Genomic DNA, 13345 nt, shown 5'->3' on the forward strand with positions numbered 1-13345 from the left:
CCAATTACAACGACCACTAATTTATTTACCATTAAAAATTATGTCATGATACAACCCACTGCACGACCTGCTTCGAGAATGCCCGCCGCAGCCAATGGCCCGGCGGGCCGGCCGGCCGCTCCGGGAGCGGCCCGGAACCCGCTCTCCGCAGGCCCTGTAAGAGCTGCTGTTCCATCGAATGCGTTGCGGTCCTCTACCACCGGTAGGCCGCTGGCTTCTACAGGTCGTCCACCGTCCATAACAAGCCGCCCGCCATCCATAACAAACCGTCCCACATCCGTAACAGGACGCCCGCCATCCGTAACAGGACGCCCGCCATCCGTAACAAGCCGCCCACCATCCATAACAGGTCGCCAACCATCCTTAACAAGCCGTCCATCATCTATACCAGGACGCCAATCCATGCCAGGACGCCCACCATCCACTGCAAGCCGTCCGCTGTCTGCAACAGGCCGCCCGCTGTCTGCAACAGGCCGCCCGCCGGCTGCAACAGCATGGCACACGACAGCCCCCCGGCATTCTGTTAGCGCCGCAAGCCCTGCAGGCCGGTCTACCGCGACCACCGGCTGGCCCTCGCGTCGCCGGTCTGCAACCACAGGCACCACTACCGGCATTCGCCATGCTCCAGGTACGGTTACGCCAACCCATCGTCCTTCTGCGGGAACCGCGTCCCCGCTCCGCCATCCGGGTGCACACCATGTCACCAATATCCGGCGCACAGCGGCTCCTGCACAGCACGCCGGAGTCCATCGCCGTGGCATCGGAGCCCATCCTCGTGGCGCCGTTGTTCCCGCCCATCGCCCTGGCGCTCCTTCACATCGTACCACCCCCGCCGCCAGGACAACACATCGCACAGGCACTGCTCACAAGCCTATCACAGGCTGGCCTCACCATGGAAGAAAACAACAGCACGCCTATCCTGCAGGGACCACCACCATGATACGCCATGGCCGTCACATTCCCGGAAAGCCCGGTCACCGCGCCACGCGCTATACGACTGGCGCCCCCGGCACCCGTACCGTACGCTATACGGCCGGCGCCCCAGGTGGCCGCAGGGCACCATACACGCCCGGAATACCCGGTTCGTACGTGGAGTATATCCAGCAAGGCATGAGCCTGCCCGGCCAGCCGATACCAGGTCAGCCATTCACTGGTCAGCCATTCACTGGCCAGCCATTCACCGGTCAACCGATCCCAGGTCAGCCCATGCCCGCACAGTCCATGCCTGCCGGTCAGCCCATGCAAACGGGCGGCTATGGAGCATGCCCCACCGCCATGCCCGCGCCCGGGCCGTCGTCCGCAGGGCCCGAAAGCTCGTACCCCGGATCTGCTGGCGCCTACCCCGCACCAGGCGCCTACCCCGCACCAGGCGCCTACCCCGCACCAGGTCCCACACCCCCTTTATCCGCTGAGCCGTCTGCCACGGCGCCGGCACGCCCCTGCCATACCTGCGGCACCTCCGCACGTGGCTGTACAACGGTGTCCCGCTTTGCCTTCAACAGCGCCGAACTGAAGAACGCACATAAAGCACAGCTCCGGCAGCTGGCTGAACGCATCCTGAGGCAGAACAGCAATACCGTCATTGCCACCGGGCATGCCGACAGCAGCGGTACGGAAGACTACAACGAAGCCCTGGGCGAACGGCGTGCAGCAGCCGTGGTAAAAGAGCTGAAGAAACAGATGGCCCTGCTGAAACCCGGCTCTCAGAAACATCTTTTCTGGAAGATCGATTCAAAAGGAGAGACAAGTCCTGTCTCCCAGACGAATGCCGCGGCCAACAGACGTGTGACGATCTGCGTTAGAAAAGGCAGCTTTACCAGATAAGCTCATGATCAGCAGGGAAGATATAGTACGCGACCTGAAAGAGTTCATCTCATTCCCCAGCGTAAGCGCCGACAGCAGCCAGCAGCAGGCCATGTTCGATTGCGCCAGCTGGCTGGCAGGCCATCTGTACGAGATAGGTATGCAGCGGACAAAGGTCCTGCCGACCTCGGCACACCCGGTGGTATATGGAGAATATATGATCGACGCCGCATTACCTACGATCCTCTTCTATGGACACTATGACGTCACACCCGTCGATCCGTTGAATAAATGGGATACGCCACCCTTCCGGCCGGCTATCAAAGGCGACTATATTGTCGGCCGGGGGGCTTCGGATGACAAAGGCCAGCTGTTCACCCATATCAAGGCGGTAGCAAAGCTTCTACAGGAAGGACGCCTGCCGGTGAACGTCAAGTTCCTCATCGAAGGCGCCGAAGAGATCGGCAGCGTAGGACTGGAAGAATTTGTAGCGCAGCACAAAACGCTACTGCGATGTGACGCCGTTGTGGTGTCCGATACTAAGATGGTAGGGCCGGGACAACCGGCCATTACTTACTCCTTACGCGGCTCCGTCAAAGTAGAGGTAACGCTGCGGACCATGGCCAAAGACCTTCATTCAGGAACATTTGGCGGCTACGTTCCCAACGCGGCCATAAAAATGGCGGAGTTCATCGCAGGGCTGCACGATAAGGACAACGCTATAGCCATTCCGGGGTTCTACGAGGACGTACGGGACCCGTCGCCCGCAGAAAGAGCTTTTGTCGCCGCGAATGGCATCGGCAATGCTGCCCTCATGCAGGAGGCGGAAGCCTTCGCCCCCTGGGGAGAAAGCCGCTTTTCCATGTACGAGCGGATCTCCAGCCGCCCTTCGCTGGAAGTCACCGGGATAACGGCAGGCTACCAGGGAAAAGGATTTAAGGAAGTCATTCCCGCGGTCGCCTCCGTTAAGCTTAATTTCCGCCTGGTACCCGACCAGGAACCCGGGCGGATATCAAAATTATTGGAGCAGCATGTCAGGAATGAAGTCAAAGACGCGGACGTGAAGATCACCTATGGCGCTGTTGGTTATCCCGTCATCATCCCCCGGAATAATTTTTACGTCCGTGCGGCCGCACTTGCCTGCGAAAAGGTTTTCCGGCGAAAGCCCCGGTTCCTCCGCAACGGCGGATCCATTGGAGCCGTGGATTATCTCTACACCATCCTGGGTGTTCCTGTGGTATTGTTGGGATTTGCCCGGGCCGACGACAACATGCACGCACCCAATGAAAAATTCTATCTGCCCGATTTTTTCAAAGGCATCGACACCATCCGGCAATTCCTGCAATTGGTGGCTTCCGGAATGCCTAAAGCATAATAGTATGTCAACCCTCATCATCGACAGCCATTGCCATGCCGGCAAAGGCGACGGCCTCTCGGGACCTTGGGATACCAATGCTCCCCTGAAAGATTATCTGCAATGGTGTAACGACGCCGGCGTGCACAGGACCGTGTTATTTGCCGCGCTGCATGCGGACTACGCCCGGGCCAACTTTGAAGTGGCTAACATCGTGCGCAGCGATCCCGGCCGTTTCTACGGATATGCTTTCCTGGATGCCGAAAGGGATAAAGGCCGCATACATAGCATGGTACGCACCGCCGTCGAGGAATATCATTTCTGCGGGATAAAGGTCCATCGCCATGATGCGCCCATTTCCAGAGAGATCTGCGCGGCAGCCCGGCAGTTCAGGTTGCCCGTACTTTATGACGTGACAGGAGAGATAGCCACCGTCGAATTGCTCGCCACCGAATATCCCGATATCAATTTTATCATCCCCCACCTGGGCACCTTTTCCGATAATTGGAGCTGGCAGCTGAGTTTCATCGACCACCTGGTCCGGCATCCCAATATATATACCGATAGCTCCGGAGTAAAACGATTCGATCTGTTCAAAATGGCTTATGAAAGAGCCGGCGCCCATAAGATCCTCTTCGGTTCCGACGGCCCCTGGCTCCACCCCGGCGTCGAGCTGGCCAAGATCCTGTACCTGAAAGCATCCCCCGAAGAAGAAGCCCTCATGCTCTCCGGCAACTTCCTGCGCCTGACCAGGCAAGCCCGATCACACCAACGCCAACGCCAAAACCAATACCATCTACACAATCAACACCTCACCAAACCCCCACTCGCAACGGCACGACTGTAGGCAGCTATATGTCTGAAGGCGCCTTATCTTTCATACGGTAGGGACATATTATGCAGCTGAGCATCAGTCTCCGCAGACAATGTCCTAATGCTGATCGGAGATTGAAAGTACAGCGCCGGAAGACTATATAGCTGCCGGCAATGAAAAACCTAAAACCAGAAAAACCAGAAAAACCAAAAAACCCGCAAGCCCCCTACCTTTACCCCATGAAACAATTCATCGCCAACATCACCCTCCTGGTCAAAGACTACGACGAAGCCATCGCGTTTTACACCCGTAAGCTCAGCTTCGACCTCGTCGAAGATACCCGCCTCACCGAAACCAAACGGTGGGTGCTCGTCGCACCCAAAGGCTCGAAAGAAACCCGCCTGCTCCTGGCAAAAGCCGATGGCGAAGACCAACAGGCGGCAATAGGCCGTCAGACTGGTGGCCGCGTCGCCTTCTTCCTGTTTACCGACGATCTCCAAAGGGACTATCTCCAAATGCAAAACAACGGCGTTCGCTTTATCCGACTACCCGAGACGCAACCCTACGGCACGGTGGCCGTTTTCGAAGACCTGTACGGCAATCAATGGGACTTATTGCAGCCGGCAAATTAGTACCTTTACCCCGGCATGGAAGATCGGCAACACATACAGTTAGAAAAAGGCACCATGGACTACACCGTCTGGGAGTTCGACGATATCCGCATGGGTCATGGCGTCATGAAGTTCGAAGAATATATCAGCCGTCCCGCCAGCAGCACAAATGACGTGGTCCGCCTCCATTTTGGCCTGAAAGGCAATTACAGCTTTACCTATCGGCAACTGAATAAGACCTATGACCTCATTGGAGGCCACCACAACATCATGTACTCGAAAACGTTCGACATGGTAGTGGAGAACAGGACATTGGAACTGGAGACCTTTGGCGTTCAGTTCCCCGCGGCCATGTTCATCCGGTTCACCCAGAACGGGGACGATCAGCTTAAAAGATTCTCCGATGAGATCCTGAAAGGCAACAGCGCCATGCTGTCCGAAGAGTGGGGCGCCGTCGATACGAATATCCAGCAGGTCATACAGCAGATCATCCATTGTAATTACGCCGATCAGCTTAAAAAACTTTTCCTCCTTTCAAAAAGTATCGAGCTGCTGGTCCTGTCCGCAGAAGCATGCAAATCTGCCGCCGGCAAAAAAGAAACCTTTATTAAGAGCAAGACCGATAAGGAGAAATTGATCGCCGTACGTGACCTGATCAATGAAAGGCTGCATTGCCCGCCCAACCTTTCGGAAATAGCCAGGACAGTGGGACTGAATGAATATAAGCTCAAACGGGGCTTTAAAGAGACTTTCAACAGTACTGTATTCGGCTATCTCACGGAGCAACGCCTGCAGCTTGCCTGGCAATACCTGCGCGATACGGAAAAGACGGCGGCCGAGATCTCCTATGAGCTAGGCTACGCCACTCCTCAGCATTTCAACAATGCATTCAGGAAGAAGTTTGGCATCACCCCTTATTCCGTCCGCAACACACGCAGGTGATCCGCAAAATAGCGTAATTTATCTTTTCAGCATCCTGTCCCGGATTATCTCCTTGATCACCGCCTCCTGGAGATTCTGGCTGATGACCACCCTGGTCTTACCCAGGTTGATCTCATTGGCTTCAATGCTTTTTACTTTATTGATATTGATGATGGTGGATTTATGGATCTTCAGGAAGTGCTTCGCCGGCAACTGCCCGTCGATACCCTTGATCGTAAGATGGACGATCAGTTTCCTCGTTTCCGTATGCAACACCACATAGTTGAGCATGGCTTCCACAAAGATCAGCTCGTCATACAGCACTTTTTCGATCCTCCCGTCGCATTTTACAAAAAAATGATCGGCCGAGGCAGGGGCAGCGCAGTATTCACGGGCCTTATTGCAGGCTTTCAGGAATCTTTCAAAAGAGATGGGCTTGACAAGGTAATCCAGGACATCCAGCTCGTATCCTTCGATGGCATATTCGGTATAGGCCGTTGTGAGGATCGTGGGGGGCACCGCCGGTAAGGAACGTAAGAACTCGATGCCGCTCATCTTCGGCATATCGACGTCCATGAACATAAGGTCCACCCGCTGGCTGTTGAGCAGTGCATTTGCTTTTAAGGGATTTTCCGCCTTTCCCACCAATTGAAGGAAGTCAATGTCTTCGATGTATTCCTCCAGCAGTTTGCGGGCCCCCGGTTCGTCATCTACGATGATACACTGTAAGTTCATGATAATTGCAGGTTTAGAGTGACTTCATAAATATGTTCATTGTCTACGATATCCAGTGCATGTTTGTCGGGATAAAGCAAGGCCATCCTGCGCCTGGCATTGGCGATCCCGATGCCTTTATGCCCGATGCCGCCGCCTTTTCCCCCTTCCCGTGTATTCATACAGGTGAAGAGGAGGCCCTGCTCCCTTTTTTCAAATCGGATATGCACTTTGTTCTCTTTTTCGTCGCTGTCGCTGACATATTTGAAAGCATTTTCGATAAAGGCGATGAACAGCAGCGGAGCAATAAGGAACCCTGTCACATTCTCTCCGATGGACAGACAGACCTGCAGGCTGCTTTCCTTTCTTGCCTGTTGAATGGCAACATAGTTCTTTATATAGCCCATTTCCTTATCCACACTGATATAATGGGTGTTGCAATCATACAGCTGGTAACGCAGCATTTCGGAAAAGCTGAGCAGCATATTCCGGGCGGTAGGGTTTCGCTTATCAATATGCGCATAAATGGAATTGATGGAGTTGAAAAGAAAATGAGGGTTGAATTGCGCGTTTAAAAAGTCAAGCTCCGCCTTGATCTTTTCCTTCTCCATTTCGCCCATATGTTTACGCAGGCGCAGCTGGTCCAGCGCCAGCTTGAAAGAAAGGATGCCGATCACCCAGATCGAAATATTCAGCAGCGACGAATAAAAGATGTCCGTCACCGGAGGTTGTGCGCCACGCGCTGAAAAGAAGTGGTTGTTCATATAGATCACCAGCGGCACGCGCAGAATGGCCGTGACAACAATGCCCGATACAAGCAACATACCGAAGCCAACATATTTTTTCCGGTACAGGAAAGTCGGAATGGCATAACCAACATGGAAATAGTAGTTGGCCGCTATGAAGAGCAGGTAGCAAAATTGAATGGTCCATGTCTTTGACAGCGTAAAAGCCCTGTTCTGGAGCACCAATACCCAGAAGAGATACAAAGCCGCCCACCATAAAAAATCGATCCGCTTGCCCATTGGAATTAGTTACGGAGTCAAATTTAAACCCTTTCCGCACCCTTTTCTGGCGGTTTTACACCATTTATGAAAATTCCTTGATGAACGAATAGGCATAGATGATCATGCCAGGAGCATACTTCATGTAAATGATTGTGCAGCCATCGGGGATTCTTTTTCTTTTGTACCAGCATTTTAAAAAAAACGACATGAAACAAGACGACAGGATCCACAGCGACCATAATGACGACGGCATTGACCGCAAGGGATTTATCAAATGTATGGCCTGGGCAGGCACAGGTGTGTTATGGCTGATGAGCGGGGGCAGCCTGAAGGCATTGGGAATGAGCCAACTATTGGATAAGCATACAGGTCGCCTTAAGGAGGGCCTCATCCTCCCTCCCAGCGATTTCAGCTTTGTCCAGATCAGCGATAGCCATATTGGGTTCAACAAGCCCGCCAACCCCGATGTGACAGGCACCCTGCAGGCGGCCATCGGGAAGATCAATGCCATGCCCAACGCGCCCTCTTTTGTTTTGCACACCGGCGACCTTTCCCATCTTGCGCAGGCGGAAGAGTTCGATACCCTGGATCAAATGTTGAAAACAGTAAAGACAGACAGGATCTTTTATGTGCCCGGCGAGCATGACGTGCTGAATGACAATGGCAAACAGTTTCTCCAGCGATATGGTAAGGGCACGAAAGGCAATGGCTGGTATAGTTTTGACAAGAACGGCGTGCATTTCATCGGGCTGGTAAACGTGGTAGATACGGCGGAGGGAGGATTGGGCGTCCTGGGCGATGCGCAATTGGCATGGCTGGAGGACGATCTGAAAGGGCAGTCGAATAGCACACCCATCGTCGTATTTGCACACATTCCCCTTTGGGCAGTTTATCCCCAGTGGGGGTGGGGAACCCGGGACAGCGAACGGGCGTTGTCCTACCTCAGGCGGTTTGGCTCGGTATCCGTATTGAATGGGCATATTCACCAGACGATGTTAAAGGTGGAGGGCAATATCACTTTTCATACGGCAGCTTCCACCGCCTTCCCTCAACCCCAGCCAGGCATGGCTCCTTCCGCGGGACCGATGAAAGTCCCCGCCGAAAAGCTGCGGGGCCTCCTCGGCCTCACCAACGTACACTACGTGGAGCATGACCATACATTGGCCATCACGGACACGCCCCTGGCGGAAGCAGCGGGGACAGCGGTCAATTCCTAACTCAAAAGCCAGTTATTTTGAAAGCATTGCTATTACAGGTCCTGTGCCTGCTCACAATAATGAATGCAAGGGCCCAGCTCAAACCTGTAGAAGGCCAGTCAGCCATAGGATTTACGATCAGGAATTTTGGTATTCGTGTCAGCGGAATGCTGAAAGGCATAGAGGGAAATATCCATTTCGATCCCGCGCGATCAAATGAAGCCGTCTTCGACATAAATATAGACGCCGGAACCATCAACACGGATAATTCCCTGCGCGACGATCATTTGAAAGGAGAAAGCTACCTGGATATAAAGCATTACCCGAAAATACACTTTCAGTCCACACGGGTCACCTCTTCCAATAGGACGGGTACCTGGATACTCACGGGACGCCTGACCATCAGGGGGCATGAAAAAGAGATCTCCTTTCCCTTTTCGGCCGCTGCAACCAACGGTGGCTATCTTTTCAAGGGAACCTTCAGGATCCACCGGAAAGACTTTGAAGTAGGAGGGACCAGCACGATCTCGGATGAAATGCAAGTCGACCTGAATGTATTTGCAAATTAAAGAGCATGAAAAAAAACAACACTCACGTCCTCATTATCGGGATCACCCTCCTCCTGTTCCTTTGCAGTGCCGCGATCGATCCCCCCAAAAGTGAATACCGGAACCTCAAAGTGTTGCCCGCAAACATAACATCCAAAGCCATGTCGAAGATCATGGTGGATGAATTTTCAGATGCGCTGGGCGTATCCTGCGGCTTCTGTCATGCCGAAGAAGCAGGCTCGCACCGGCTGGACTATGCCAGTGATGCAAAGCCAGAAAAGGCGATGGCAAGGATCATGATGCGAATGACCTTGCGGATCAATAAGCAATATTTCAACGGGAAGCATCCGAAGCTGGAAGATCCGGCCCTCGTGATCACCTGCAACACCTGTCACAATGGGCAGCCTCATCCGGACAATGTATCATTGAAGTAGCAGGCTGCCAACTCCCAAAATTTTCCTAAAACCACCCGGCTGCCATAGCAACCTTATTGATACGGCATTATATTAGGGCATGATAAATGTCTACGACCTGCATTTCAAAAAGGAGATCGTTCCCTTATTCGATCATCTCCACAATGAATTTTCGAGAATGGCACTATTGGAAATAATGTCTGAAATGCCGGAGTCGACGGAAGAGATCTATGAAAGACAAGACATTTTAAAAGCCTTCCTGGCGAATAGGCGCCTCTTTGCACCCTTTGCCTATTCCAGGATCGAGTTCAACCAGGTGTATAGGTACATCGAAGACAAAAAGAACCAAGGCACACATCTCACCGGCAATTCGTTAAAGCTGCAGCTGCTATTGGCCCGGTCGCAAAGCAACAGGGAAAAAGGAAGCCTTCATCAGCTGTATTACTTTCTTTCTAAGATACGCCAATGCTACTTTGACCACCTGGACAGCGGCCCGTTTCCCCAACCCTTCCGGGACAGGATCGGGAACATCAGCCGCATGCTGACCCATCTGCAGGTAGAGAAATATTACACCATCGGAAGGCAAAGAGGATTCAGCATTTTGGACGTGGCCAGGGTGATGGAATTGCTGCAGGAAAAAATAAGCTCCGGGGAGATGGATGTTTTCTGGAAGGACTTCTTCCTCTTCGAGGCATATTATTCCATTGCAAAAGGGATCGACATGAACAATTTCGTATTCCCCGTATTCAACGATACAGGTTTATCCATCGACGGGTTTTACCATCCTTTATTAAAGCACCCGGTAAGGAATAGCCTGGAAGTGAAGGAGGCAGTAACCCTCATCACCGGCCCGAATATGTCCGGGAAATCCACGCTGCTGAAATCCGTGGGATTGTGTGTTTACCTGGCGCATCTTGGGCTGGCCGTTCCGGCGGAGAAATGCGTGCTTCCTTTTTTCAACGTCATCTCCGTTGCAATCAACCTGAATGATGATCTAAAGAATGGCTATAGCCATTTCATGCAGGAGATCCAAACCCTGAAGAAGGTAGTCCTGCAAGCACATGACAACCAGCGATGCTTTGCGATCTTCGATGAGCTGTTCAGGGGCACCAATATCGAAGATGCCCTGGCCATATCAACCACCACCATTCTGGGATTAAAGGCATTTACAGGTTCCTTCTTTTTCATTTCCACACATTTGCATCAATTGGAGCAGATAGCCGGGGCCGGAAAGATCAACACCTGCTGCATCGAATGCCGGCTCGATGAGGGAATGCCCGTATTTACCTATAAGCTACAGGCCGGCTGGTCGGACCTGAAGATCGGGCAGGTAATTTTCAGGCAGGAGGGGTTGAATGATTTGTTACACCGGTAGCCGTGACAGTTCCGTAATTCTCGCCAGGTGATGGTCGTCATGATCGGCTACGAAGAGGAAAAGGTCCATCGTACGCATAGGCGTTTTAAGCCGGGGGTGAAGGGCGGACTTAAATACCGAAGCTTCGTCGATGGCCTCCAGCAATGCGATCGTCTTCCCTCTTATTTGTCTGAAACCTTGCAGCAGCGCTTCTACAGGCACCTCGTTGTGGCCCGCGATAGTCGTCCTGGTATTGAAAAGATCGGTAGGGCTTAGCTCCGTCTTGCCTGTGAGGATATCATCCAGTCGTTGCTGCCACAAGGGTTCCAGGTCACTTAAATGTCCCAGGTTCTCTTTGATGCTCCAGGTATTGTCCACCTGGCGTGACAGTAAAGCCGCCGGGATAGACCTGAATTTTTCTTCCAGCCGGGCAGGAGTGCCCCTAAGCCGCTCCAATATGGAAGGGAAAATATTTTGTGTGGTGGCGAAATCGAAGCTGCGGTCAAACCATTTTACTTGTCCCATAGTATGAAAGTAAAGAAATTTATGCTTCCATCGCCTGGCGCAGGTCATCAATAATATCGTCGATCGGCTCTATGCCGATGCTCATCCGGATGAGCCCGTCACTGACGCCGGCTTTGATCCTGTCCGCTGCCGGCATCCCGGAATGGGACATGGACGCAGGATGTGAAACAAGCGTATCCACCGTACCTACCGATACCGCCCGGGTACATACCTGCAACCTGTCGATGAACGCCATGCCCGCCTGCATCCCGCCTTTCAACTCAAAGGACATCACTGCACCCGCCCGCCGCATTTGTTTTTGCGTGACGGCCTGGTCGGCATGATCCGGCAGCCCGTTGTAATGCACTTTCTCCACCGCCCTGTGACTGGCTAAAAATGTAGCCACCCGTTCCGCATTGTCGCAGTGTCTGTCCATCCTGAGCCCCAGCGTCTTTATTCCCTGGGTTAGCAGAAAGGCGTCGAAAGGATTGCTGTTGGCGCCAAGCAGCTTGTAAGTATCATAGACCACCGTATTCATAAAAGCGAGATTCTTTCCGACAAGCACACCGCCGATGGAAGTGCCATGACCATTCAGGAATTTTGTCGTCGAGTGAAATACAAAGTCCGCTCCATGGCGAAAAGGCTGCTGCAGATAAGGAGTAGCGAAAGTATTGTCCACGGTCACCTTGATCTGATGGCGGGCCGCGATCGAACAGACAGCTGACAGGTCGATGCAGCCCATGGTAGGATTGGCAGGCGACTCGATATGAATGACTTTCAACCCCGGCGTCTTTCTGATCAGATCTTCCAGCTGCCCTTCGTCTTTGAGGTCGGACAGCAGGGAATGAATACCAAATCTTTTCAGCAATCCATAAATGAACTCATGCGTGCCGCCATATAAAGAAGGGTGGGAGAGGATGGTATCCCCGGCCGACAGGTTGGACAGGAGCATGGTTGCCATCGCCGACTGCCCGCTGGCATGGAGCAATGCCTTTAGTTGTAGCGGCTTTCCCTCCTTATCCGTGATGCCGAATGCTTCCAGTCCCGCCACCAGCTCCTCCGCCGCCCTGACCGTGGGATTGGCAAACCGGGAATATACATAACCGGGTTCTTTCCCGGAAAACCGGTCCATCCCCTGCTGGGCGCTTTCAAACGTAAAAGTGGAAGAGGCAAAAATAGGCAGCAGATGTGCGTGTTCGGCATTTTCATGATGGCTGCCATGAATGGCCAGAGAGGTCATGCTGGGCAGAAGGTGATCTGAGCTGGTTTTCATGCGAATCGTTTTTTTCAGTAGGGTGCAAGGTAGCAATTACCAGGGGCTTTCATTCCCATTCTTCTGATAATCAAGACTGAAAAACCTCCCCGTAGGGCCATCGGCGCCAATAGTCGCATACTTGACGACGAAGGCAGCAGCAGCTTCCACCGACCCGCGACCCCGGTGGTGATTAAAGTCCGTAGCCGTATAGCCCGGGTCCACGGCATTTACTCTAAAGGCAGTTGCCCGCAATTCATGGGCCAGCGCCACCGTGTAAGCATTCAAGGCAGTTTTGGACGGACCATATGCCGCGCCTTTCACCTCATAATACATCCAGGAAGGATCGCTGTGCAGGGTCAGAGAGGCCAGGCCCGAAGTGACATTGACGATCACAGGAGAAGAGGACTTGCCCAGCAGGTGCATAAATGCCCTGGTAACTTCTATCGCGCCAAAAAAATTGGTATCAAACACTTCCCGGATAGCCGCCGTGTCGAATGTAGAAGGCGGTTGAGGAAAGCCGCCGGATATACCCGCATTGTTGATCAGCAGGTCGAGGGAGGCAGATTTCCCGGCAATGGTCTGTCGGGCCTTTTCGACGGATGCCGCATCGGATACGTCGATGACGACAGCCTCAACCTGGGACAGTCCCTCAGCGTGGAGCCGGGACACCGCCAGTTGTCCCTTTTCCCTATCCCGGCTGCCGAGATAAACGTAATAATCCTTCTTGAGTAATTGCCTGACTGTTTCAAAGCCGATACTTTTATTTGCGCCTGTGACGAGTGCGGTCTTCATGTGTTTTATTTCTTTGTTGATCACGCAAATTTACTGCCACTTGTTGTCTATGAACATAT

At 53.0% G+C, this 13345-nt stretch carries 16 protein-coding genes; 10 read left to right on the plus strand and 6 right to left on the minus strand.

The window, feature by feature from the left end; genetic code table 11:
* Nucleotides 1-38 precede the first annotated feature (38 nt).
* Nucleotides 39-602 (minus strand): hypothetical protein, encoded by a 564-nt coding sequence (locus Q4E93_RS03050; protein WP_303582617.1) that lies wholly within the window; start codon nt 600-602, stop codon nt 39-41.
* 95 nt (nt 603-697) lie between these two features.
* Here Q4E93_RS03050 and Q4E93_RS03055 point away from each other — a divergent pair, with 95 nt between their 5' ends.
* The 6 genes from Q4E93_RS03055 (at nt 698) to Q4E93_RS03080 (ending at nt 5524) form a co-directional block, all read left to right on the plus strand.
* The gene (locus Q4E93_RS03055) at nt 698-940 is read left to right on the plus strand and encodes a hypothetical protein (protein WP_303582618.1); all 243 of its coding nucleotides are present in this window, start codon (nt 698-700) and stop codon (nt 938-940) included.
* Entirely contained in the window at nt 937-1824 is an 888-nt protein-coding gene (locus tag Q4E93_RS03060) for an OmpA family protein (RefSeq protein WP_303582619.1), read from the plus strand. The genes Q4E93_RS03055 and Q4E93_RS03060 overlap by 4 nt, the downstream gene beginning before the upstream one ends.
* Before the next feature lie 4 nt (nt 1825-1828).
* Nucleotides 1829-3178 carry a dipeptidase gene (locus tag Q4E93_RS03065; protein ID WP_303582620.1) on the plus strand — a complete coding sequence of 450 codons (1350 nt, stop codon included), beginning with the start codon at nt 1829-1831 and terminating at the stop codon, nt 3176-3178.
* Between the two features lie 4 nt (nt 3179-3182).
* Nucleotides 3183-4004, plus strand: a complete 822-nt coding sequence (locus Q4E93_RS03070; protein WP_303582621.1) for an amidohydrolase family protein — start codon at nt 3183-3185, stop codon at nt 4002-4004.
* Nucleotides 4005-4210: 206 nt separating this feature from the next.
* Nucleotides 4211-4603, plus strand: a complete 393-nt coding sequence (locus Q4E93_RS03075; RefSeq protein WP_303582622.1) for a VOC family protein — start codon at nt 4211-4213, stop codon at nt 4601-4603.
* Nucleotides 4604-4657: 54 nt separating this feature from the next.
* Nucleotides 4658-5524, plus strand: a complete 867-nt coding sequence (locus Q4E93_RS03080; RefSeq protein WP_303582623.1) for a helix-turn-helix domain-containing protein — start codon at nt 4658-4660, stop codon at nt 5522-5524.
* Between the two features lie 18 nt (nt 5525-5542).
* Here Q4E93_RS03080 and Q4E93_RS03085 read toward each other — a convergent pair whose 3' ends face one another.
* Nucleotides 5543-6238 carry a LytR/AlgR family response regulator transcription factor gene (locus Q4E93_RS03085; protein ID WP_303582624.1) on the minus strand — a complete coding sequence of 232 codons (696 nt, stop codon included), beginning with the start codon at nt 6236-6238 and terminating at the stop codon, nt 5543-5545.
* Nucleotides 6235-7242, minus strand: coding sequence for a sensor histidine kinase (locus tag Q4E93_RS03090; RefSeq protein WP_303582625.1), 1008 nt, complete (start codon nt 7240-7242; stop codon nt 6235-6237). Before Q4E93_RS03090 ends, Q4E93_RS03085 begins: the two co-directional genes overlap by 4 nt.
* Before the next feature lie 188 nt (nt 7243-7430).
* On the opposite strand from Q4E93_RS03090, the gene Q4E93_RS03095 reads away from it, so the two are divergent.
* The 4 genes from Q4E93_RS03095 to Q4E93_RS03110 all read left to right on the plus strand — a co-directional run bounded on the left by Q4E93_RS03095 (nt 7431) and on the right by Q4E93_RS03110 (nt 10756).
* On the plus strand, nt 7431-8441 hold the full coding sequence (locus Q4E93_RS03095) for a metallophosphoesterase family protein (protein WP_303582626.1): 1011 nt from the start codon (nt 7431-7433) through the stop codon (nt 8439-8441).
* Nucleotides 8442-8458: 17 nt separating this feature from the next.
* Entirely contained in the window at nt 8459-8989 is a 531-nt protein-coding gene (locus Q4E93_RS03100) for a YceI family protein (RefSeq protein WP_303582627.1), read from the plus strand.
* Between the two features lie 5 nt (nt 8990-8994).
* A complete protein-coding gene (locus Q4E93_RS03105; protein ID WP_303582628.1) occupies nt 8995-9402 on the plus strand; it encodes a c-type cytochrome in 408 nt (135 codons plus the stop codon).
* A 79-nt stretch (nt 9403-9481) separates the two neighbouring features.
* Nucleotides 9482-10756 carry a MutS-related protein gene (locus Q4E93_RS03110; protein WP_303582629.1) on the plus strand — a complete coding sequence of 425 codons (1275 nt, stop codon included), beginning with the start codon at nt 9482-9484 and terminating at the stop codon, nt 10754-10756.
* Here the strand turns inward: Q4E93_RS03110 and Q4E93_RS03115 are convergent.
* The 3 genes from Q4E93_RS03115 to Q4E93_RS03125 are packed head-to-tail and all read right to left on the minus strand — an operon-like array spanning nt 10745 to nt 13286.
* Nucleotides 10745-11260 (minus strand): DinB family protein, encoded by a 516-nt coding sequence (locus Q4E93_RS03115; protein ID WP_303582630.1) that lies wholly within the window; start codon nt 11258-11260, stop codon nt 10745-10747. The genes Q4E93_RS03110 and Q4E93_RS03115 overlap by 12 nt on opposite strands.
* 19 nt (nt 11261-11279) lie before the next feature.
* Nucleotides 11280-12512, minus strand: coding sequence for a trans-sulfuration enzyme family protein (locus Q4E93_RS03120; RefSeq protein WP_303582631.1), 1233 nt, complete (start codon nt 12510-12512; stop codon nt 11280-11282).
* A 36-nt stretch (nt 12513-12548) separates the two neighbouring features.
* Entirely contained in the window at nt 12549-13286 is a 738-nt protein-coding gene (locus tag Q4E93_RS03125) for an SDR family NAD(P)-dependent oxidoreductase (RefSeq protein ID WP_303582632.1), read from the minus strand.
* Nucleotides 13287-13345 lie beyond the last annotated feature (59 nt).

It is taken from the genome of Flavitalea plasmicola (assembly GCF_030546645.1).
Classification (GTDB): Bacteria; Bacteroidota; Bacteroidia; order Chitinophagales; family Chitinophagaceae; genus Puia.

Excerpts from the sequence above, each read along its gene's own strand:
- Q4E93_RS03095 (WP_303582626.1), top strand. The coding sequence starts at position 7,431 with ATGAAACAAGACGACAGGATCCACAGCGACCATAATGACGACGGCATT.
- Q4E93_RS03085 (WP_303582624.1), bottom strand. The coding sequence starts at position 6,238 with ATGAACTTACAGTGTATCATCGTAGATGACGAACCGGGGGCCCGCAAA.
- Q4E93_RS03070 (WP_303582621.1), top strand. The coding sequence starts at position 3,183 with ATGTCAACCCTCATCATCGACAGCCATTGCCATGCCGGCAAAGGCGAC.
- Q4E93_RS03105 (WP_303582628.1), top strand. The coding sequence starts at position 8,995 with ATGAAAAAAAACAACACTCACGTCCTCATTATCGGGATCACCCTCCTC.
- Q4E93_RS03060 (WP_303582619.1), top strand. The coding sequence starts at position 937 with ATGATACGCCATGGCCGTCACATTCCCGGAAAGCCCGGTCACCGCGCC.
- Q4E93_RS03055 (WP_303582618.1), top strand. The coding sequence starts at position 698 with ATGTCACCAATATCCGGCGCACAGCGGCTCCTGCACAGCACGCCGGAG.
- Q4E93_RS03115 (WP_303582630.1), bottom strand. The coding sequence starts at position 11,260 with ATGGGACAAGTAAAATGGTTTGACCGCAGCTTCGATTTCGCCACCACA.
- Q4E93_RS03125 (WP_303582632.1), bottom strand. The coding sequence starts at position 13,286 with ATGAAGACCGCACTCGTCACAGGCGCAAATAAAAGTATCGGCTTTGAA.
- Q4E93_RS03090 (WP_303582625.1), bottom strand. The coding sequence starts at position 7,242 with ATGGGCAAGCGGATCGATTTTTTATGGTGGGCGGCTTTGTATCTCTTC.
- Q4E93_RS03080 (WP_303582623.1), top strand. The coding sequence starts at position 4,658 with ATGGACTACACCGTCTGGGAGTTCGACGATATCCGCATGGGTCATGGC.
- Q4E93_RS03065 (WP_303582620.1), top strand. The coding sequence starts at position 1,829 with ATGATCAGCAGGGAAGATATAGTACGCGACCTGAAAGAGTTCATCTCA.
- Q4E93_RS03120 (WP_303582631.1), bottom strand. The coding sequence starts at position 12,512 with ATGAAAACCAGCTCAGATCACCTTCTGCCCAGCATGACCTCTCTGGCC.
- Q4E93_RS03110 (WP_303582629.1), top strand. The coding sequence starts at position 9,482 with ATGATAAATGTCTACGACCTGCATTTCAAAAAGGAGATCGTTCCCTTA.
- Q4E93_RS03075 (WP_303582622.1), top strand. The coding sequence starts at position 4,211 with ATGAAACAATTCATCGCCAACATCACCCTCCTGGTCAAAGACTACGAC.